Origin of the sequence: Salipiger marinus (genome assembly GCF_900100085.1) — a bacterium.
Taxonomy (GTDB): Bacteria; Pseudomonadota; Alphaproteobacteria; order Rhodobacterales; family Rhodobacteraceae; genus Salipiger; species Salipiger marinus.
This window is the reverse complement of sequence record NZ_FNEJ01000027.1, coordinates 59,270-78,970: the sequence shown is the minus strand read 5'-3', so window position 1 is coordinate 78,970 and position 19,701 is coordinate 59,270. Positions and strand designations below refer to the sequence as shown.

The following is a 19,701-nucleotide window of genomic DNA, read 5'->3' as shown; positions in this document are numbered from 1 at the left end:
CGAGCAAGTTGCAGATGCCGCCGACAGAATGAACGCCCAGGGGCGGCCAGAAGTCGTGGCCGATCCAAAGGGCGAAATCATCCAAAGGATGTCGTCTCGTCCACTCTCTCAACCAAACCGGGATGCGTAGCTCTCATCGGCAACAAGCTGGTGCCCAGAAGCCGGCAAGAACGGCTTCAACCCGCCTCCAGCGCGCCGCCGAGCCGGCTCGGCGAATAATGCGGGATCAATGTCTTTGCGGGCGGCAATGACGGGCTGATCGGCATCTATTACGCCTATCTCGCCTGGCATGATTTCAGCGAGGGCGGCGAGATCACCGGCGCCGTGCGCAATGGCATCATGGCCTGGGGCTGTGACCGGGTGATCGTGATGGAACCCTATATCCATGACTGCCTGCAGACCAATCTGCATGAGCTCGCCATGCTGTTTCCCGACGGGGCAGGCGCCTATGAGGCCGCCGCCATCAAGGTCAGCGGCTATAATGCCAGTGGCCGGTCCAATCCGCTGACCGGCTATTCCCGCAATGTCATCATCCAGGGCGGCAAGGTGGAGCGGGTGACAATGCCAGTTTTCTACCGCAGCCAGACCCCCAAGCCCGAGGATACCGGCGCGCATATCTCGGTGGAGGGCTTCAAGGCCTATGACTGTTCGCGGGATGTGTGGTTCGAGGTGGCCTCTTCGGTGCGCATCAACCATTGCGAGCTGATCCGCACCTTCGTGCGCGGCGCCAGCCAGCCACGCGCCAATGGCGTGCTGTTTTTCGGCAATGGCACGCGGCAGTTCACGGTCACCAATTCTGAACTTTATGGCCGTATCAACACCAACGAGAAACAGAATCTGACGCTGGGGCTGGTGGCGAACAGCATCCTGCAGGAGGAGGCGGAGGCCGGGGGTGATCCGGTCTTTGACGGCACGCATTTGCGCGACGTCATCATCGAAAGCTATGGGCGGCAGGGATTCCGGGCGGATCATGCCAGCGGCGTCACGCTGATCTCGGACGGGCCCCGGTCGCAGGTGCGCTATCAGGGGCAGGTCGCGGCGGGTCGGCTGCGTTGGCAGGGCACGCTCACCGAAAAGCTCATGACGGAAGGCCAGACCGAGATCACCGGGCTTGTCGGGATTTACCACATCAGCCGCATTCGCCGCCGCAATCCGAAGCTGGCAGGCGGGAAATGGTTTCCGGTGCATCCCAGCGATTACACCGCCTATGCCGCCTTGGGCACGGTGGTCTTTGCGCTGGGGGCCGAGGCGGGCGACATGGTGCAGATCGAATGGTCGGCGCGCCATGACGAAAGCTTTGTGGCGGGTGCCGGGCAGACGGTGTTCACCGGCAGCCAGCCGGGTGGCCATCGGGTCGCGGACATGAATTCCGTCCGGATCGACAACGTCGCCGTGCCGTCGCGGGGCAGCGTGGCCGATCCTGCAACCGATCCGCACTGGACGCTGGCGGTCAGCCTCGACGGCCTGCCGATCGTGACGCTGGTCAACCATCCCGCGCTGGCCGGGGGCGAGGTGGTGCGGCTGGTCTATCGCCCGCCGCTGCAGCCTTACGCCAGCGCGGGCACGGTGGGCGGCGACCGACCCACGGCGCTGCATCTGGCGGCGGTGAATGTGGGTGCGTCGCGGATCAGCGGCGATTCGGTGCTGCGCGGCAGCGTGACCGACTGCGCGGAAACCTGTTTCGAGGTTGATGACGGCGTGGCGCTGGAACTCGACCGCGTCGATGTGCTGCGCGCGGCGCATGGCGTGGTGCGCCCGACCGGCAGCGGCGTGATGCGCGCGCTGCGCGCCCGGGGTGGCATCTGGAAGAACTGGGGCATGGCCTCGGGCCGGGTCGGGACCGAGACGCATCTGCGCTACGCCGTGGGCGGCAACCGCCCGGCCAACATGCTGGGCCCGCGCGAGGATCTGCAGTTTGACGGCGTGACCTTCTGGCGCGACCGCAACGAAGGCCCGGCCTCCGGCGCGGTCGGCGGCAACACCAACAGCAGCGCCGACCGCGCCGCCTACAGCCGCAGGACCGGGTGCGAGTTCATCAACACCTCCGGCCTGGTCAGCGCCAGCGGCACGGTCGGAACCCTCGAAACACCAACCGTGCTGACGCTCTGACGAGGTCCAAGGACGATGAACGTCGACGTCACAGAGCTGCTCACGGCCCTCGGCGGCGGCGCGCCTGCCGTCATGGTGGTGGGCATGGGCGGCGCGGTGCTGCTGCTCTGGCGCCGGTATGTCGCGACGCAGGATGCGCGGATCGAGGACCAGAAAGAGCACACGGCCCAGATCATCGAGGCCATCCGCAGCATGCAGAAGGCCATCGATTATGTGGAGCGGCGCCGTGACTGAGTGGATCCGACGCCTCCTTGGTGCGGCCAGCCTGCCGCGCGCCAAACCCCGGCCCGAAGCGAGACAGGCGCAGGCGAGCTACGACGCGGCGCGCCGGGAACTGGAGCGCCGCCGCGCGCGGCTGGATGCGGCCTTGGCCCTCGAGGGGCTGGTCGAAGACATGAAAGAGGTGCGCGGCGAATGACCGACCTGAATGTAATCACGAGCCTGCCGACGGTGGCGATCCTTGCGCTGGTCCTGCGCGGTCTGGCGCCGTTCTGGACGCGCCACGCGGGCAAGGAGGAGCTGTGCCATTTCGCGCGCGGCCTCGGCTGGATCATTGGCGTGTTTCTGCTGCGGATCTTCTACTGGGGCGCGGCGCGGGGCGTGGTGCTCCAGATCGACCCGGCGCTGTGGCGGGCGTGGAGCGGCTTGGTCAGCGGTTCCGACTGGATCAACGGCCTGTTCAACATCGGCCTCTGCATCGGCGCCTGGCATGTCCTGCTCGCCTTCCACGCGATGATCCCGGAGCCGGACCGCCGCAAATGGTCGGTGCTGGCCTCTCCCTTCTATCCGCAGGGCTGGTGCTTCGCGCGTCTGGTCCGGCGGTATCTCGGCAACTGGCGAACCCGAAAGGACTGACCCATGGCAAAGATGGACCGCGCGGCGGTGCTGGCGCTGCAGATGGCGCTGAAAGAGATCGGTTTTGACGCGGGGCCGGAGGACGGCATCCTTGGCCCCCGGACGCGCGGCGCAGCGGGCGACTACCTCGCCGCAAAAGAGGCGCCCTCCACCATCGCGCCTGTGCGTTTCACGGGCGCGGGCAGGCGCCTCAAAGACATCGACCTGCCGCGCATCGGCGCCCAGATCGGCGTGGGCGAGGACGAGCTGCATGCGGTGATGGATGTGGAGGCGCGGGGCTCGGGCTTTGACGGACAGGGGCGGCTGGCCATGCTCTTCGAGCCGCATGTCTTCTACCGTGAGCTGGGCCCGGGCGCCGACCGTGACCGGGCCGTTGCGCAGGGCCTCGCCTATCGGCGCTGGGGCACGCGCGCCTATCCCAAGGACAGCTATCCGCGCCTGCTGGCCGCAATCCGGATCGACGAGGAGGCAGCGCTCCGCTCCGCCTCGTGGGGCCTGCCGCAGATGATGGGCTTCAACGCCGAAATGATCGGCTATCCCACCGCGCGGGCCATGGTGGAGGCCTTTACCCAAAGCGAAGATGTGCAGCTGCAGGGCATGGTCGATTACATCGTGGCCGCCGGGCTGGACGACGAGCTGCGCCGCCACGACTGGGCGGGGTTCGCCCAGGGCTACAACGGCCCCAGCTACCGCACCCACGGCTACCACACGAAGCTCCGCACCGCCTTCCTCAAATGGGACCGCATCCCCGACACGCCCTATCACGCGGCGGCCTGACGCGGCCTCAGCTTTTCCCCTTCACGGGCTAGCGCTCCCGCTGGTCCTCTCCGCGGCCCCGTGCCGCTTATACCCGCGCCGCTGGCGCATATCCCGAAAGGACAAGACCATGACCGGACAAATCGCTCTGCTGCTGCGCGTGTTCATCCTGCTGCCGCTGGCTGGCCTTGCCGCAGCACTGCCCTTCGTCACCTTCGACAAGGCCGCAGGACTGCTCACCATCGACCTCAACGCCGCCTCCCTCGCCATCGCCGTGCTGCTCTACGGCTTGCTCAGCGGCGGCACCTTCGCCTGGTCGCGCTGGGTGAAGGGGGCAGGCGGTAAGACGTGACAGCTCCTCTTTAGACATGCATGCGGGTGTCAGGCGCGAACTTGCGTCTGGCCCGAAAGAGAATCATTTACCGATCTTACGTTTGCAGCCTGTCCTTCTGCAAACTTCTTGCCAGGTGCAAAACTGCATGACAAATTCGCCCAAAAGGCGGTGATCCACGCTTCGGTGTGAGTGGGAACTGCAATATACAACTTTAGTATTGGTTCACACGGCAATGGCAGTGGAAGTTGTTTGTCCGACGTGAGCACATATTGGTACTTGGCAGGATTTCAGAATGAATAATTTCGATGACATACCAATTAGTGCTCCTGACCAAGATCGGTTTGGGTTCAATCCATTTGCCCTGGCCATTAGCGACTGTATTCGGAACATAGTCAAGCCGCACGGCAGCGTCGTCGCAATTTACGGACCGTGGGGATCAGGAAAGAGCAGCGTCATAAACTTGGTTCGGCATCATCTAAATATAGACGCAGCTGAGATAGACATCATTAGCTTTCCAGCATGGATGTACCGCACAGAGGATGCGATAGCGGTTGGCTTCTTTAAAGAACTCTATGCTGGCCTCTCGCCTGTGTTGTCGGAACGGACGAAGGCGGCTGGAGCGCTGCGAAAGTTGGGGGCGAACCTTGCTGGTGCAAGCAGTCTTGCTGGAATGGCAGTTGGATTGTTCGCCGGGACTCTTGGAGAGAAGGCAGCAACCGCGACACTAGATGCCTTAGGCGGCTTCATTGAACAGGGCGAAACTACTGAGGACTTACAATCGACGCTAGCTGCTGCTTTGCTAGAGGAGGGCAAGAGATTTCTAGTAGTGATTGATGATCTAGATCGCTTATCCCCAGAGGAGGCGCTTGTCATTTTTCGTCTGATTAAGTCGGTGGGACGTCTTCCAAACGTCATGTATCTACTTGCCTATGATCGTGAGGCCACGGAGCAGGCAGTAGCGAGGCGGTTTCCTTCGGAAGGTGCCCACTATCTCGAAAAGATTATCCAGGCTGGGTTTGAACTGCCGCAGCCGGACCGCTCTCACCTTAACGCAATGATGGGTGAGGCATTAAACGGCATCATTGCTAATACGCCAAACATTGATCCAGTTGAATTGGGCAATCAGTTTCACGCAGTAGTCGCGCCTGAGTTGAAGACACCTAGAGACGTTTTGAGGTTGGCAAACACGTTGTCAATCACTGTGACACCTATAAGAAAAGACGTGTTTCTTCCCGACTTTATTAGCCTAGAAACGCTAAGAGTCTTCCGACCATCCTTGTATCGGGCGATCCGATTAAACAAGTTGGCAATCCTAAACGCGGGGCAATCAGGTCGGTATGATCAGCGAGAGAAACGTTCTCTAGAATACACGGCGATGCTTTTAACCAGCGAACCTGAAGCTGAACATCAACGACTCCGTGAAGTCCTTATGCGTGTCTTTCCCCAGCTACAGAACGTTTTTGCCAACATTATATATCCGGGAAGCCGTGAATGGGCTCGACAACGCCGTGCCTGTTCTGCGGAACATTTTGACACATATTTTAGGTTTTCGGTGTCGCCGGAAACCATTCCACAGATTGAACTAGATTATCTTTTAGATGAAGCAAGAACGATCGCTGAAGTGCAGGAGCGTCTTCGGCACGCCTTATTAATATCCCAAGCAAACGGAAGAACAAAAGCTTCCTATCTTCTCGATGAGCTCACCACGCACGGGCCTAATATTTCTATTCAGCACGGTGACGTTTTGCTCACTGCTATATTTGGTATTGCGGATGAATTGTTTGTTGAAAGCGATGAGGAGCGAGGGTTTGCGATAGGAAATAATCGGCTTCGCCTGCACTGGTTGCTTCGTTCAATATTAAAGGACCGTACCTCCCTTGATGTGCGGTCCGCTATTCTTGCAAGAGCTATTGAAAACGCGCCATTACAATGGCATCTCGACTTTAGCAGCTCTGCCTGGCAGGATCATCACCCCAGTAACCCCCAGCGCGAACCTGCATTAGAGGTCGATACGCTCACAACAGAAGTTGTGGCTCAGAAACTTCAGGAGAAGTCTCTCGAGCTTCTTCGAGAGGAAGCGGAGAAAGGCGACCTATTGGACCGGAGCAATGCGTCGCATCTACTTTTTCACTGGGATCAGTTGAAACCTGAGGGGTCAGATGAGGTCGTTCGGTTTACACATGCCGCACTTGAGCTAGATGAGCAGGTTTGCAAACTTGCTGGAGTATTCTTGGGAAAGTCCTATAGCCAAGCCATGGGGGGCATTGGTGGAGCGCCTGGAGATTTGGTATATCGTCAACAGGATCGAGCACAAGTTGACGGGATAAATCGAATAATTGACATTGAGAAATTTCGGCAGCGATCTTCGCAGGTTCTCAATAGTGACGCTGTTGATGACAGGCAAAAAAATATCGTCAAACGTTTTCTTGCAGCCTGGGCGCGACGAGACGCCTCGGACGACTGATGATATGAATTTGTATTCGGGTATGGAGTTGGGGCGGCGCTGCAGGCGGTTAAGAAATTACGGTGAGCTTAAGTTTCGAGTGTGTGTGAGAGCTTGTATGCAATTGAGTGACCTGACAAGTTGTCGTAGCGTCATTAAGTTAACGAATCTACGAATGAAGCTCCCTATAATAGTTCCAAGTCGCGATTTCTTGATATAGGATCCCTTGGCGTGAAAATTAACTTAGGATAGACATATGGCAATGAATCCAGTGGTTCGAGCTCAGCTTAACGACTTTAAAAAGGCTAATCCTAACGAGAAGTATAGCGATAGCGATTTCTTTGAAGTGATGTCAATATACGCGGTGGAGAATGGCGTTCTGGGGGAAAACATTGATCCGTTTCGAGTTCACTTAAGAGGAAATGAATTCGGCGTGGACGGTATTGCAATCAGTGTTCAAGGTTCTCTTTGTATTGACGCGGATGAGGCGGCATCAGTTCTGTCAGTTGGGAAGAATCATGTTGGGTCATTTCATATGTATCAATCCAAAACTTCTGATAAACTTGATTACGGAGAAATTTCTAAATTTCTAGATGCCGTATATGACTTTTTTACGGATCTTAAGCTGTTGTCGGGGGACCAGATTGAAGATCTCATTGGAGCCAGAGACCAGGTCTTTTCAGCGGCCACCAAGTCGAATCCAGATTTAAAATGTTTCTTCTGTACGACAGGCTCAGGCGAGGTATCAGCCGCGATAAATGCGTTAATTGCGAGTCACCATGCGAGGCTTGAGTCGTTGAATATCTTCGGTTCTATCGATGTTGTTTGCTTGGGCGCGCGGGATATACAAGAGGCATTTCGAACCGCAACGAATTCATCGACTGCTTCAATTCACTTCCCAAAGAACATTACCCTTCCAGAGCATGATAATATTGAGGAGGCGTATATAGGATATGTGAACTCGAGTCAGGTTCTCGAGATGGCGCTGGGAGAGAAAAATAGTACGGGTGAACGTCATATAAAGAGATCAATATTTTATGACAACGTTCGTGATTTCAATCCGAATTCTGAGATTAACAAGTCTATATTGTCAGAGTTAGAGGCAGGAGATTTGTCCTCCTTTGTATTTAAGAACAATGGAATTACTGTTGTTGCAAGAAGTATATCTCGTAAGGGGGACACGTTCACTATCGAGGATTATCAAATCGTCAACGGGTGCCAGACCACCAATATCCTTGCTCAGCTACGAAACAAAGCAGATAAAATCAGTGTCCCTCTGCGTCTGATTGGAAGTTCGGATCCTGATTTTGTCGCAAAAATTATAATTGGGACCAATAAGCAAAATGAAGTACGAGAGGATCAGTTTTGGGCGCTCCTTCCATTTATGAAGGATCTCGAGATTTACTGCTCAGGTCAAGATGGAGATCAAAGAATTCTCATCGAACGTCGTGAGAATCAGTATCGTGATGTTGCGATCGAACGAACGAGAATTATGAAGCCCTCAGACCTAATGAAGGTTGCTGCTGCGGCGTTTTTCTTTCAGCCAAACCGTGCGGCACGTGATCACAGGGGGATACGAAAAGAGTTCGCTGATAAGATTTTTCTGACTAATCACAGTGTCGAGCTCTATCATATGGCTGCTTTGGCGCTATATAAATTTGACTACCTCGTTCGAGCTTCCAGAATCTCTAGGTCCAATGCGATTAATAAATTTTACATAATATATGCACTTGTTCGGAGATCTTGGGGTCATCCAAATATTCTTGATGCACCCCTCAAGACAAGAGAGAGGGTTCATAGGAATGTCATGAATACTGTTCTTGATAATGATGCGTATGTTTCGTTCATCGAAAGCGTTTCTGCTCATATTGATAAGCTAGTGTCAGCTTCATCGGCTAAGACGAGGGAGCAAGTGCGAGATTTTATTCGTACCGAAAGCTTCTTTGATAGTTTCACGTCATCTTATTTTGTTGCAGGTGAAAGGGCCGGTTAACTCTTTTGAAGGGTGTTCCATATGAATATTCTGTTGTCCTGCACTCAGAGATATCTCACGTTGCTGTTGAGGGCTGAGACCCGACCATTCGCGATGGGCGCGGGTAAAGTGCGCGTGCTCTGAATAGCCCAGCCTGTCAGCGATTTCGCCGATGGGATGGTCCAGGGCGAGGAGGGCTTGCGCTTCAAGCAGGAGCGCTTCTTTGAGGATTCTGCCATAGCTAGTGCCTTTGGTGCTCAGCTTGCGCTGGAAGGTTCGTCTCGACATCTGCAGCCTTGCGGCGACGGCGTCCACGCTTGGTCGACCACGGACCAGCTCGAGTTGGATGGCCGCGGAGGTCATGCTGGCGAGATCGTTCGCGGCGGGCATGTCGCGCTGTTCGACCGGAGGCTGAATTTCTGCGCAGGCCTCTGGCTGCACGGCGGACAGCAGGGACCGGTGGAATTCGATTCCGGGTGTGTCGTCTGAGGCGCGGACGGGCGCGTTGAGCAGCCTTTCCAGGGCAGCCACGTCCGACCGGCTGCTGGTGCGGACATGGACGCAGGCGGGCCGCCATGATGCCCCAAGGAAATGCCGCAGCAGATCCAGCTGGTAGCCCATGGCCAGAAGCTCGTTCTGGAAGCGGCCCTCGGTGCCGCGTGTGTGGAAGATCATTGACCATTTCACGCGGTCCCGCAGCCGGAGCAGCACTAAATCGGTATCGGTCTGCATCATGCGGTTGAGCGTCGTGTTGGCGCGCGCAATCGCAGCAAAGAGCGTAGGCGCGCTGAGGCTTCCGCTGCCATAGGGGCCAAGCATCGACATGCGGGCGAGGGCGCCCATCTCTGCGCCGAATTGGGCGCTGCCGGTTTCCCGCGCGGCGGCGTGCAGGACTGCGTAATGGTCTTTGAGCGGTAGAGGCAGCTCGGGCCGGTCAAGGATTTCGAGCGGAAGATCGGCGTGCCGCAGCACCCGGTCGATGCGACCGCCGAACCTGTCGACGCAGCTCCGGATCGGAGCGAGCGCGCTTGATCTGACATAGCCGCCCACAATTTCTCCTCCCCGGATCAATTTGGCACCAAATGGCAAATGCGGGAAGCGCCGGTGGCATAGACTTAGGTGGAGGAGGACCACATCATGTCACATCAGCTTTTCCTTGGCGCTCTGGCCTGCGCGCTTCTGCTGGGCGCGCCCGCTCGGGCGGATCAGCTTCCCGTCGCCGTCTTCGATATCGAGTTCATCAACTTCAGTCAGGAAGCCGAGTTCGGGGCAACCAACGAGGCGGAGCAGGCCCGGGCCCGCATGCTGTCAGTCGCGTTCCGAGATCTGCTGCAGGAGAGCGGGCGCTACAAGCTCGTCGACATGGCGGCGGCGCAGGACGACATCGAGCTGCATGGCAACCCGTTCCGGTGCAATGCCTGCGAGTCCAAGATCGCGCGGAGCCTGGGGGCGGAGCGGTCCTTCACCGGCGGCGTGCAGAAGCTGTCCGTTCTGGTGCAGACCATCATCATCCGCGAGCGGGATGCCAGCACCGGCGAGATCCTGGCGCAGTACCAGACCGACATCCGGGGCAACACGGACGTGGCATGGCGGCGCGGGCTCGAATGGCTGATGCGCAACCGCATGCTTCCGGGCACGGCTGCGCTGGATATCGAGTAGGAAAGGGGTGCCAAGACGGGGCCGGTGCAGGGGTGTTTGGCGCGCTGCGGCGGCCCCGGAACGGGCGATAAAACCGGGCTTTCAGGCCCCGATTTTGGGCCAAATCCAGCGACACACTTTCGCACTTTGTTCGCGATTTGTCTGGGGGTTTGCCGCATCGGATTTTGTGAAAAATCAGTGGCTTGGCTTCGAATTTGCAATCCGCTGCGTCACCACTCCGCCAACTCGCCGTTCGATGTGGTAGGGCGCGTTTAGCTGATCGTCCGCGGGCGTGCAAGAGCTTCTGCCTGCGGCGGCGGGCGAAAGGCAGGGCGGGAGGGGCGCCGGGCTTTGGCGCCTCTCCCGGGGGCAGGCAGGTCAGGGCCAGATGGTCCAGACATAGGCGCAGTATCCCGCCAGCAGCACGGCCCCCTCCCAGCGGGCGATGCGCAGGCCGGTGGCGGCGAAGAGCACCAGCAGCAGCGACACGCCCACCATCAGCAGGTTGTCGAAGCGCACGATCTCGGGCGGGACAGGGGTGGGGGCGATCAGCGCGGTGGTGCCGCCGATGCCGAGGATGTTGTAGATGTTGGAGCCGACGATATTGCCGAAGGCCACGTCGCTCTGCCGCCGGATCGCCGCCATGACCGAGGTTACCAGCTCCGGCATGGAGGTGCCGATCGCCACGATGGTCAGGCCGATCACCGTTTCGGGGATGCCGAAGGACTGCGCCAGCGTCACGGCGCCCTTGACCAGAAACGTGCCGCCCAGAATGACCATCACCAGACCGCCCACCGACAGCAGCAGCGGCAGCACCAGCCCGCTGCGGCGCGGCGTGCCCGGGATCACCGCCGGGTCCACGCCTTCGAACGCTGCGGCCTTCTCATGCACCGCGCCATGGGCGGTGCTGGCCCGTTCCTGCCGGAAGGCCATCACGATATAGCCCACCAGCGCCAGCACGAAGACCGCGCCCACAACCCGGGTCATCGGCATCACGAAGGCCAGTCCGGCAAAGACCACGGCCACGCCCAGCATCACCATGGCATCGCGCCGGAGCGCGGAGGAGGCGACGGCGATGGGAAACAGGATCGCGGAGATGCCGACGATCAGCAGGATATTGGCAAGGTTCGACCCGACGATATTGCCATAGGCGATGCCCGGCGATCCGCCGAGCGCCGCCTGCACCGAGGTGACAAGCTCGGGCATCGAGGTGCCGAAGCCCACCAGCGTCAGGCCGATCACCAGCGGCGACACGCCCAGCCGTTCGGCGACCTGCACCGCTCCGCGCACCAGCAGATCGCCCCCGGCGATCAGCAGCACCAGCCCGCCGACCAGCGGCAGCCAAATATCCAGCATTCCAAGCTCCCCGTGCCGCGGCTCTGCGGCGGTCGATGATGTCGGCCTGCGGCTCTGGCCGCGCCCCCCGGGGCTAAGTGGCGCTGCGGACGGGAGGTTTCAATGCGCCGCCGCAGAAGATTGTCGCAGCTGTGTCCGAAGCGCCCCCCGATCACGGCACCAGTTGCCGCCGCGCCATTGCCGAGCGGGGCTGCGCCGCTACCTTCCCCGATCAAAGTTCTGCGAGGAGGCCCTGAGCCATGAGCATCAAGACAGTTTTTACCGCCCTCGGGGTTTCTGCCGGGATCACCGTTGGCATGACGCAGGCGGCGCTGGCCGACATCACCGTGTCGTCCAAGATCGACACCGAAGGTGGTCTGCTGGGCAACATCATCGCGCTGGCGCTGGAAGATGCGGGCCTGCCGGTGGAACGCCGCCTGCAGCTGGGTGGCACGCAGGTGGTGCGCGAGGCGCTGCTGGCGGGACAGATCGACATCTATCCCGAATATACCGGCAATGCCGCGTTCTTCTTCAGCGAAGCGGACAGCGACGTCTGGAAGGATCCCGATGCCGCCTATGAGCGCGCCAAGGAACTGGATGCCGAAGCCAACGAGGTGGTCTGGCTGACCCCCGCGCCCGCGAACAACACCTGGGCCATCGCCGTGACCGGCCCTCTGGCCGAGGAAAACAGCCTCTCCACCATGTCCGAGTTCGGCGCATGGGTCGCGGAGGGCGGCGAGGTGAAGCTTGCCGCCTCCACCGAATTTGTCTCGTCTCCGGCGGTGCTGCCCGCGATGGAGGAGACTTATGGCTTTGATCTCTCCGAAGACCAGACCGTGATCCTGTCGGGCGGCGACACGGCAGCCACCATTCAGGCGGCGGCGCGCGGCACTTCGGGCGTGAACGCGGCCATGGTCTATGGCACCGATGGCGGCGTGGGGGCGACCGGGCTGGTGGTGATGGAGGATGACAAGGGCGTGCAGCCGGTTTACGAGCCCGCGCCGATCCTGCGCGCCGCCGTGCTGGAGGAATATCCCGCCATCCCCGAGGTGCTGGGCCCGATCTTCGAAGGGCTGGACATGGCGACGCTGCAGCAGCTCAACGGGCGCATTCAGGTGGGCGGCGAGCCCGCCGAGGCGGTGGCGCGGCAGTATCTGACCGATACCGGCGTGCTGGACTGACGGCATGAGCCTGCGCAGCGGTCTGTCGCCGCCGGGGCTGCTGTTTGCGGTGCTGGGGCTTGGCGCCATGGCGCTGCCCTTCGCCACGCTCAGCGCCAACCGCATCGTGGCGGGGCAGGGGCTGGCGCTGTGGCAGGTGGCCGGACCATGGGCCACGGCGGCGGCGCTGGCCGCCATGGCGCTGGCGCTGGGGCTTGGCCTGCGCGGTGGCTGGCCATGGGCGCGGCTCTTGGGCAGCCTTCTGGGGCTTGGCGCGCTGCTGGGGCTTCTGGGCCATGCAGCGCCCCGCCTGCTGGCCGAGGCGGGGGAGTTTGCCCGCGTCTCGCCCGCAGCAGGGGCATGGTGCCTGCTTCTGGTGTTCATGATGCTGATGGCCGATGCGCTGTCGGTGCTGCGCCCGGGGCCTTGGCTGCGGCTGGGGCTTCTGGCGGGGGCGCTGGCGCTGTTGGCGGCGCTGTTTGCCTCCGGCCTGCTGGCGGATCTGTCGGTGTTTCAGGAATACCGCGCCCGGATCGAAGGGTTCCAGCGCGCGGCGGCGCGGCATGTGGCGCTGGCGCTGGGGTCGCTGCTGGCCGCAGGGCTGATCGGCTTTCCGCTGGGCATCCTGTGCCAGCGCCGCGCGTCGCTGCGGGCGGTGGCCATCCCGGTGCTGAGCTTTCTGCAGACCATCCCTTCGCTGGCCATGTTCGGCATCATGATCCCGCTGCTGTCCTGGGTCGCGGCAAGCGTGCCCGGCGCGCGCGAGCTTGGCATTGCGGGCATCGGCTTTGCCCCGGCCTTTCTGGCGCTGCTGCTCTATTCGCTGCTGCCGGTGGTGGCGAACACCGTGGCGGGGCTCGACGCGGCGCCGCGCGCGGCGGTGGAGGCGGCTCGCGGCATGGGCATGACGCCCGCGCAGCGGCTGCGCAGCGTGGAACTGCCGCTGGCGCTGCCGGTGATCCTTGCCGGGCTGCGCATCGTGCTGGTGCAGAATATCGGGCTGGCGGTGATTGCCGGGCTGATCGGCGGCGGCGGCTTTGGCACCTTCGTGTTTCAGGGGCTGAACCAGACCGCGACCGACCTGATCCTGCTGGGGGCGCTGCCCACCGTGGCGCTGGCGCTGGTGGCGGCCATCCTGATGGACATCATGGTGGATCTGACCCGCCACAGCCCCGGAGAGGCAAGATGATCGAGATCGACCGCATCACCAAGGTCTATGGCGACACCACCGTGGTCGATGCCGTGTCCATGACGGTGGACACCGGCACCATCACCGCCATCGTCGGCACCTCGGGTTCGGGCAAGACCACGCTGCTGCGCATGATCAACCGTCTGGTGGAGCCAAGCTCGGGCGAGGTGCGCATCAATGGCGAACCCACGCGCGACACCGCCCCGCATCTGCTGCGCCGCCGCATCGGCTATGCCATTCAGGGGCACGGGCTCTTCCCGCATCACACCGTGGCGCGCAACATCGCCGCCGTGCCGCGCCTGCTGGGCTGGCCGCGCTACAGGATCGCGGCGCGGGTGGACGAACTGCTGGGGCTCTTCGGGCTGGATCCTGCGGAGTTCCGCGACCGCTACCCGCAGGATCTGTCGGGCGGCCAGCAGCAGCGGGTGGGGGTGGCGCGGGCGCTGGCCTCGCGCCCGGATCTGCTGCTGATGGATGAACCCTTCGGCGCGCTTGATCCGATCATCCGCGCCCGCGCGCAGCAGGATCTGCGCGCCATCCAGCAGAAGCTGGGATCCACCATCATGATCGTGACCCATGACATGGACGAGGCCATGAGCCTTGGCGACCGGGTCGGGGTGATGGATGGCGGCAGGCTGGTGCAATACGCGCCGCCGCAGGAGATCGTGGCGCGCCCCGCCACGCCCTTCGTGGCCGAGATGGTGGGCGAGGCGGAGCGTCCGCTGCGCTTTCTGTCGCTGATCCCGCTGCGCGATCTGGTGGAACCCGGCGAGGCGGAGGGCGCGCCGCTCTCCGATGCGGCAAGCCTGCGCGACGCGCTGTCGGCCTGCCTGCGCAGCGGGCGCGACGCGGTGCCGGTCACGCGGGACGGCGCGCCCATGGGCCGGGTCACGCTGGCGGCGCTGCGGCGCGAGGCGGCACGATGCCCGTAAGTTACGGCACCCTCCTGCGCGCGGGTCTTGCGCTGCTGCTGCTGGCGCTGGTGCTCTGGCCGCAGGGATTTGCGCCGGTCTTTGCGCCCTTCGCGCCAGAGGGCGGGCCGGTGATCTATACCCGCGCTTCGCTCTTGTCGCTGTCTCTGGGGCATCTGGGGCTGGTGGCGGTGGCCACGCTGGCCTCCACCGTGGTGGCGGTGCTGCTGGCCATTCTGGTGACGCGGCCCGCTGGGGCCGCCTTTCGCCCGCTGTCGCGCACGCTGACCAATGTGGGCCAGACCTTTCCGCCGGTGGCGGTGCTGGCGCTGGCGGTGCCGGTGCTGGGCTTCGGCACCGGGCCCACGCTGGTGGCGCTGTTCCTTTACGGGCTGCTGCCGATCTTTGAAAACGCCATGACGGCGCTGTCGACCCTGCCGCCCCGCACGATGGAGGCGGCGCGGGGCATCGGGCTCAACCGCTGGCAGCAACTCTGGCAGGTGGAACTGCCGCTGGCCGCGCCGGTGATGCTGGCGGGGATCCGGCTTTCGGCGGTGATCGGGCTTGGCACCGCCACGATTGGCTCGACCGTGGCCGCGCGCACGCTGGGCGAGGTCATCATCGCGGGGCTTCTGACCAGCAACACCGCCTTCGTGCTGCAGGGCGGGCTGATCGTGGGCCTGTTCGCGGTGCTGATCTATGACGCGCTGGTGCAGCTGGAACGCCGCCTGACCCCGGGCAGGCCGCGCCCGGCCTGAGCACCGCTTACCACAGCTGCGCGCCCCCGCGCGGGGCAGCCGCGCCGCGCGGCGGCAGGCCGATGTCGCACCGCTGCGGGTCGCTCAGGCGGTCCATGGCCTGCGCCGCGCGGTGGCGGGCATCGGCGGCCAGCAGCGCCGCCACCAGCCTTGTCAGCCATCCGGACCGGTGCGGCGCACTCCGGGGCAGGGCCGACTCCGGCAGGGGATCCAGACGCCAGCAGGCCGGGGCGGGCCAGTCATCGGCAAGGTCGGGGCGGGGGCTGGTGCGGGCCATGGGCTGTCTCCTGTCAGGCGGGACATCTTGACCCGCGTGTGATGCCGGGTAATCTGCGCGCGTCCCGTCGCGGCCTGTGCGCGGGCGGGGCGGGGAAGTGTCGCGATTGTCGCAATGGCGCGGGAGCTTCGGTTGGCGGATCATCCGGACACACTCCTTGCCGCCATCGTGCGCAGTTCGCTCAACGCCATTATCGTCGTCGACGAGGCGGGGCGGGTGGTGGAGTTCAACCCGGCGGCAGAATCCATCTTTGGCCATCCGCGCGACGCTGCCATTGGCCGGTCCATCGCCGATCTGATCGTGCCGCCGCATCTGCGCGCCGCCCATCAGAACGGCATGACCCGCTACATGGCCACCGGCGTGCCGCATGTGCTGAACCGCCGGGTCGAGATCGAGGCGATGCGCGCCAGCGGCGAGCTGTTTCCGGTGGAGCTGTCGATCAGCGAAGTCCTGACCGGGGGTGCCCGCCATTTCGCCGCTTCGCTGCGCGATCTGACCCGCGAACGCGCCGCCGAGGCCGCGCGCGACGACAGCGAGGCGCGGCTGCGCGCCTTCATGGATCACGCGCCGATCGGCATGTATCTGAAGGATGGCGCGGGGCGCTACATCATGGCCAATCCGGAGTTTACCCGGGTGTTCGGCCAGCCGCTTGAATCCATCCTTGGCCGCAGCGCTGACGAGCTGCTGAGCCCCGAGGAATCGGCGATGGTGCGCGAGAATGACGCCAAGGTGCTGGAGACCGGCAGGCCGCTGGCGCTGGAGGAATATCTGGACGGGCGCGACGCCTATAGCTGGACGCTGGTGCTGCGCTTCCCGATGTGGTCGGAGGCGGCGCGCGAATGGCGGATCGGCGGGTTCGACATCGACATCACCCAGCTGAAGCTGGCGGCAGCAGAGGTGCAGCGCAGCCAGTGGGCCCTGCTGCAAAGCGAAAAGCTGTCCGCGCTTGGCAAGCTGCTGGCCGGGGTCGCGCATGAGCTGAACAACCCGCTGGCCGTGGTCAAGGCGCAGGCCGAAATGCTGGGCATGGAAACCGAAGGCACCGCGCTTGCCGCCCGCGCCAGCCGCATCGGGCGCGCGGCGGACCGCTGCGTGCGCATCGTGCAGACCTTCCTGTCGCTGGCCCGGCAGCGCCCGCCGCTGCGCGAGACCATCCGCCTGCATGTGATCGTGGAGCAGGTGATCGACATTCTGGCCTATCAGCTGCGCGCCACCGGGATCGAACTGCGGCGCCAGTTCGCCCCGGACCTGCCGCCCACCACCGGCGATCCCGATCAGGTGCATCAGGTGGTGATGAATCTGGTGCTGAACGCCCTGCAGGCCATGGAGCCGCTGCCGCAGGGGGCCGAACGTGTCCTGACCCTGTCGACGGGTCTGGGCGCGCAGGGCGCAAGCCTCTGGCTGGAGGTGGCCGATAGCGGGCCGGGCGTGACCGAGGCGCTGCGGGGCCGCATCTTCGAGCCGTTCTTCACCACGAAAGAGCAGGGCAAGGGCACCGGCATGGGCCTGTCCTTTTCCCGCGCGATGATCGAAGGCCATGGCGGCACGCTGGAGGTGGTGCCGGGGCCGGGCGGGGCGCGGTTCCGGATCACCCTGCCGTGGATCGAGGCCGACAGCGCGGAGCCTGCCGCCGCGGATGCGACCCCGCCCGGTGCCGACGCGCGGCGGGTGCTGATCGTCGATGACGAGGCCGAGGTGGCCGAGGCGCTGGCGGATCTGCTGCGGGTGCTGGGGCACCGCGCCGAGATGCGCACCAGCGCCAGCGGCGCGCTTGCCGCTCTGGCCGCGCGCGAGTTTGACGTGATCCTTGCCGATCTGTGGATGCCCGACATGGGCGGGGCAGGGTTTCTGGAGGTGCTGGCCGCCACACATCCGCTGGCGGTGGCACGGCTTGCCTTTGTGACCGGCGATGTTCTGGGCGGCGCGGCACAGGACATCCTGCGCCGCGCCGGGCGTCCGGTTCTGGCCAAACCCTTCGATCTGGAAAGCCTGCGCGCCGTGCTGGCCGAACTGGGCGCGCAGGGCGGCGTGGTTACAGGATGAAATCTGCGGCTTCGAAGTCCACCTCATAGGGATTGCCGATGCCATAGACCACAAGCTGGAAATCGGCCACGCCATCACCATTGGTGTCGCCCAAGATCTTGATCCCGGCGCCACCCAGTTCGGTCCACAGATCCCCGGCGCTGGTGAAGAAGGGCTTGTCCACAGAGAAGCTGAACGCCTGATTGCCCGCCAGCAGGCTGTTGGCATCGATGGAGGAGAGGTCGATCCTGTCCGCTCCGAAGTCGAAGCCCACAAGCTTGTCATAGGTCGCGCCCGCCGAATCCGACGCGGTGTAGAAGACGAAGCGGTCGGCGCCCTCGCCGCCATAGAGCTTGTCCTGACCCGCGCCACCGGCCAGCAGGTCGTCGCCCTCGCCGCCATAGAGCAGGTCATTGCCTGCGCCGCCTTCCAGACGGTCGCTGCCTTCCTCGCCCCTCAGCGTGTCGTGGTCGCCGCCACCGTAAAGCTTGTCGCTGCCGTCGCCGCCGTTCAGCGTGTCATTGCCGCCAAGGCCGTAGAAGGTGGAGTTCGCCTTGGCCTGCCCGGACCAGCCTGTGTCCTCGATCACGTTGGCCCCGGCATTGCCGGTGCCGGTATGGTGGGAGGCGGTGTCGAAGGTCAGGTTCTCGACATTGGCGGCAAGCGACAGGCTGGTGGCCTTGGTGATCACCGTATCGGTCCCGCTGTTCAAGGATTCGAGGATCTGCGCCGTGCTGTCGACGTGATAGGTGTCATTGCCCAGCCCGCCCTGCAGCAGATCCTTGCCGCTGCCGGTCAGCCGGTCATGACCCGCGCCGCCATAAAGCACGTCGGTGCCCTCGTTGCCGTCGAGCAGGTCGTCGCCATCCTCCCCCCAGAGCGTGTCATTGTCGGTGCCGCCCGACAGGGTGTCCCCGTCGGTGCCGCCATAAAGCCGGTCTTCGCCGCTGCCGCCCTGCAGCGTGTCATGGCCGCTTTCGCCGTATAGCGTATCCTTGCCCTCCTGACCGAGCAGCAGGTCATTGTCCGCCCCGCCATAGAGCACGTCATGCCCTGCACCGGCACTGAGGCTGTCATTGCCCGCGCCGCCTTTCAGCGTGTCCCAGCCCGCGAGGGTGGAGATGGTGTTGGCCATCGCGTTGCCGGTCAGGATCGAGCTGAAATACTGCGACACCTGCCCGGTGTTGTAGGCCGATCCCGGCGCCGCCACGATCAGGTCTTCGACGTAATCGGCAAGGGTAAGATGGGCACCGGGCTGCACATACAGCGTGTCATGGCCGCCCGCCGGATCCTCGTAGATCTTGTCGGACTGGAAATCTCCGGTGAACACGAAGACGTCGTCCCCGGTGCCGCCGACCATCGTGTCTGCCAAAGCGTCGGCTCCGCCCCAGATCGTGTCATTGCCAGTGCCGCCGGACAGGTAGTTGGCACCCCACGAGCCATAAAGGTCATCATTGTCAGCGCCGCCATAGAGCTTGTCATCGCCGTCTGCGCCACTGATCGTGTCATTGCCCTCTTCGCCATGGGCCACGAGTTTCCTGTAGACCAGAAGCTTGTGGGAGGACTGCCAGATCCGGTCATCGCCCGCGCCGCCATAAAAGGTGTCAGAGCCTGACAGGCTCCAGATGGAGTCGTTGCCCGCACCGCCATAGGCAAGATCATTGCCGTCCAGCGTCTTGATGCTGTCGTTCTTGGTGCCGCCATGCACCTCGTAGTCGAGATCGATCAGACCGTCCGTCGGGTCAAAGGTATTCGTGACGAAGGGTTCCAGTGTGATGAGTGTCTTTGGCATCGCTGCCTCCTTGGTTTCGGTCCCGGCGTTCTGGGGCCTTTCGCCCGCGTTTCTGCGACGCGGCGGCGGCGGATATGTCGCAATTGTCGCGGGGCCGTGCGGGCTGCCCTGCGCCGCAATGCAGCGACCGGGGCGGAATCTTTGTCGCAA

At 62.8% G+C, this 19,701-nt stretch carries 18 protein-coding genes; 14 read left to right on the top strand and 4 right to left on the bottom strand.

Going from position 1 to position 19,701, the window contains the following annotated elements:
* Positions 1-324 precede the first annotated feature (324 nt).
* The 8 genes from BLR51_RS22760 (at position 325) to BLR51_RS22725 (ending at position 8,490) form a co-directional block, all read left to right on the top strand.
* On the top strand, positions 325-2,109 hold the full coding sequence (locus BLR51_RS22760) for a hypothetical protein (RefSeq protein ID WP_089851306.1): 1,785 nt from the start codon (positions 325-327) through the stop codon (positions 2,107-2,109).
* A 15-nt stretch (positions 2,110-2,124) separates the two neighbouring features.
* Positions 2,125-2,343 carry a hypothetical protein gene (locus tag BLR51_RS22755; RefSeq protein ID WP_089851304.1) on the top strand — a complete coding sequence of 73 codons (219 nt, stop codon included), beginning with the start codon at positions 2,125-2,127 and terminating at the stop codon, positions 2,341-2,343.
* The gene (locus tag BLR51_RS22750; protein WP_131821868.1) at positions 2,336-2,527 is read left to right on the top strand and encodes a hypothetical protein; all 192 of its coding nucleotides are present in this window, start codon (positions 2,336-2,338) and stop codon (positions 2,525-2,527) included. Before BLR51_RS22755 ends, BLR51_RS22750 begins: the two co-directional genes overlap by 8 nt.
* Positions 2,524-2,964 (top strand): hypothetical protein, encoded by a 441-nt coding sequence (locus BLR51_RS22745; RefSeq protein ID WP_089851300.1) that lies wholly within the window; start codon positions 2,524-2,526, stop codon positions 2,962-2,964. Before BLR51_RS22750 ends, BLR51_RS22745 begins: the two co-directional genes overlap by 4 nt.
* 3 nt (positions 2,965-2,967) lie before the next feature.
* Positions 2,968-3,741, top strand: coding sequence for an N-acetylmuramidase domain-containing protein (locus BLR51_RS22740; RefSeq protein ID WP_242656817.1), 774 nt, complete (start codon positions 2,968-2,970; stop codon positions 3,739-3,741).
* Between the two features lie 109 nt (positions 3,742-3,850).
* Positions 3,851-4,072 (top strand): hypothetical protein, encoded by a 222-nt coding sequence (locus tag BLR51_RS22735; RefSeq protein ID WP_089851298.1) that lies wholly within the window; start codon positions 3,851-3,853, stop codon positions 4,070-4,072.
* 274 nt (positions 4,073-4,346) lie between these two features.
* Complete coding sequence (locus BLR51_RS22730; RefSeq protein WP_089851296.1) at positions 4,347-6,518, top strand: KAP family P-loop NTPase fold protein; 2,172 nt, start codon at positions 4,347-4,349, stop codon at positions 6,516-6,518.
* Positions 6,519-6,753: 235 nt separating this feature from the next.
* Positions 6,754-8,490, top strand: a complete 1,737-nt coding sequence (locus BLR51_RS22725) for an AIPR family protein (RefSeq protein WP_089851294.1) — start codon at positions 6,754-6,756, stop codon at positions 8,488-8,490.
* On the opposite strand, the gene BLR51_RS22720 is transcribed toward BLR51_RS22725, so the two are convergent.
* Positions 8,455-9,519 (bottom strand): AraC family transcriptional regulator ligand-binding domain-containing protein, encoded by a 1,065-nt coding sequence (locus tag BLR51_RS22720; protein WP_165616906.1) that lies wholly within the window; start codon positions 9,517-9,519, stop codon positions 8,455-8,457. The two genes, BLR51_RS22725 and BLR51_RS22720, sit on opposite strands and share 36 nt — an antisense overlap.
* Positions 9,520-9,606: 87 nt before the next feature.
* Here BLR51_RS22720 and BLR51_RS22715 point away from each other — a divergent pair, with 87 nt between their 5' ends.
* On the top strand, positions 9,607-10,128 hold the full coding sequence (locus tag BLR51_RS22715) for a DUF3280 domain-containing protein (RefSeq protein ID WP_089851290.1): 522 nt from the start codon (positions 9,607-9,609) through the stop codon (positions 10,126-10,128).
* Positions 10,129-10,485: 357 nt separating this feature from the next.
* On the opposite strand, the gene BLR51_RS22710 is transcribed toward BLR51_RS22715, so the two are convergent.
* Positions 10,486-11,463, bottom strand: coding sequence for a calcium/sodium antiporter (locus BLR51_RS22710; protein ID WP_089851288.1), 978 nt, complete (start codon positions 11,461-11,463; stop codon positions 10,486-10,488).
* Positions 11,464-11,759: 296 nt separating this feature from the next.
* Here BLR51_RS22710 and osmF point away from each other — a divergent pair, with 296 nt between their 5' ends.
* From osmF to BLR51_RS22690, 4 genes are read left to right on the top strand one after another with little or no spacing between them, the layout of a single operon-like run.
* Positions 11,760-12,623: a glycine betaine ABC transporter substrate-binding protein OsmF gene (gene osmF / locus BLR51_RS22705; protein ID WP_230794599.1), complete on the top strand. Its 864-nt coding sequence runs from the start codon at positions 11,760-11,762 to the stop codon at positions 12,621-12,623.
* A gap of 4 nt (positions 12,624-12,627) precedes the next feature.
* Positions 12,628-13,791, top strand: a complete 1,164-nt coding sequence (locus BLR51_RS22700; RefSeq protein ID WP_089851285.1) for an ABC transporter permease — start codon at positions 12,628-12,630, stop codon at positions 13,789-13,791.
* Positions 13,788-14,723, top strand: coding sequence for an ABC transporter ATP-binding protein (locus BLR51_RS22695; RefSeq protein WP_089851284.1), 936 nt, complete (start codon positions 13,788-13,790; stop codon positions 14,721-14,723). The genes BLR51_RS22700 and BLR51_RS22695 overlap by 4 nt, the downstream gene beginning before the upstream one ends.
* Positions 14,714-15,460 (top strand): ABC transporter permease, encoded by a 747-nt coding sequence (locus tag BLR51_RS22690; protein ID WP_089851282.1) that lies wholly within the window; start codon positions 14,714-14,716, stop codon positions 15,458-15,460. The genes BLR51_RS22695 and BLR51_RS22690 overlap by 10 nt, the downstream gene beginning before the upstream one ends.
* A 7-nt stretch (positions 15,461-15,467) precedes the next feature.
* Here BLR51_RS22690 and BLR51_RS22685 read toward each other — a convergent pair whose 3' ends face one another.
* The gene (locus tag BLR51_RS22685) at positions 15,468-15,737 is read right to left on the bottom strand and encodes a hypothetical protein (protein WP_089851280.1); all 270 of its coding nucleotides are present in this window, start codon (positions 15,735-15,737) and stop codon (positions 15,468-15,470) included.
* A 132-nt stretch (positions 15,738-15,869) separates the two neighbouring features.
* On the opposite strand from BLR51_RS22685, the gene BLR51_RS22680 reads away from it, so the two are divergent.
* Positions 15,870-17,780, top strand: a complete 1,911-nt coding sequence (locus BLR51_RS22680; RefSeq protein WP_165616905.1) for a hybrid sensor histidine kinase/response regulator — start codon at positions 15,870-15,872, stop codon at positions 17,778-17,780.
* Here the strand turns inward: BLR51_RS22680 and BLR51_RS22675 are convergent.
* On the bottom strand, positions 17,770-19,551 hold the full coding sequence (locus BLR51_RS22675) for a calcium-binding protein (protein ID WP_165616904.1): 1,782 nt from the start codon (positions 19,549-19,551) through the stop codon (positions 17,770-17,772). The genes BLR51_RS22680 and BLR51_RS22675 overlap by 11 nt on opposite strands.
* Positions 19,552-19,701: the final 150 nt, after the last annotated feature.

Excerpts from the sequence above, each read along its gene's own strand:
- BLR51_RS22690 (WP_089851282.1), top strand. The coding sequence starts at position 14,714 with ATGCCCGTAAGTTACGGCACCCTCCTGCGCGCGGGTCTTGCGCTGCTG.
- BLR51_RS22755 (WP_089851304.1), top strand. The coding sequence starts at position 2,125 with ATGAACGTCGACGTCACAGAGCTGCTCACGGCCCTCGGCGGCGGCGCG.
- BLR51_RS22700 (WP_089851285.1), top strand. The coding sequence starts at position 12,628 with ATGAGCCTGCGCAGCGGTCTGTCGCCGCCGGGGCTGCTGTTTGCGGTG.
- osmF (WP_230794599.1), top strand. The coding sequence starts at position 11,760 with ATGACGCAGGCGGCGCTGGCCGACATCACCGTGTCGTCCAAGATCGAC.
- BLR51_RS22675 (WP_165616904.1), bottom strand. The coding sequence starts at position 19,551 with ATGCCAAAGACACTCATCACACTGGAACCCTTCGTCACGAATACCTTT.
- BLR51_RS22715 (WP_089851290.1), top strand. The coding sequence starts at position 9,607 with ATGTCACATCAGCTTTTCCTTGGCGCTCTGGCCTGCGCGCTTCTGCTG.
- BLR51_RS22735 (WP_089851298.1), top strand. The coding sequence starts at position 3,851 with ATGACCGGACAAATCGCTCTGCTGCTGCGCGTGTTCATCCTGCTGCCG.
- BLR51_RS22740 (WP_242656817.1), top strand. The coding sequence starts at position 2,968 with ATGGCAAAGATGGACCGCGCGGCGGTGCTGGCGCTGCAGATGGCGCTG.
- BLR51_RS22695 (WP_089851284.1), top strand. The coding sequence starts at position 13,788 with ATGATCGAGATCGACCGCATCACCAAGGTCTATGGCGACACCACCGTG.
- BLR51_RS22685 (WP_089851280.1), bottom strand. The coding sequence starts at position 15,737 with ATGGCCCGCACCAGCCCCCGCCCCGACCTTGCCGATGACTGGCCCGCC.
- BLR51_RS22745 (WP_089851300.1), top strand. The coding sequence starts at position 2,524 with ATGACCGACCTGAATGTAATCACGAGCCTGCCGACGGTGGCGATCCTT.
- BLR51_RS22710 (WP_089851288.1), bottom strand. The coding sequence starts at position 11,463 with ATGCTGGATATTTGGCTGCCGCTGGTCGGCGGGCTGGTGCTGCTGATC.
- BLR51_RS22725 (WP_089851294.1), top strand. The coding sequence starts at position 6,754 with ATGGCAATGAATCCAGTGGTTCGAGCTCAGCTTAACGACTTTAAAAAG.
- BLR51_RS22730 (WP_089851296.1), top strand. The coding sequence starts at position 4,347 with ATGAATAATTTCGATGACATACCAATTAGTGCTCCTGACCAAGATCGG.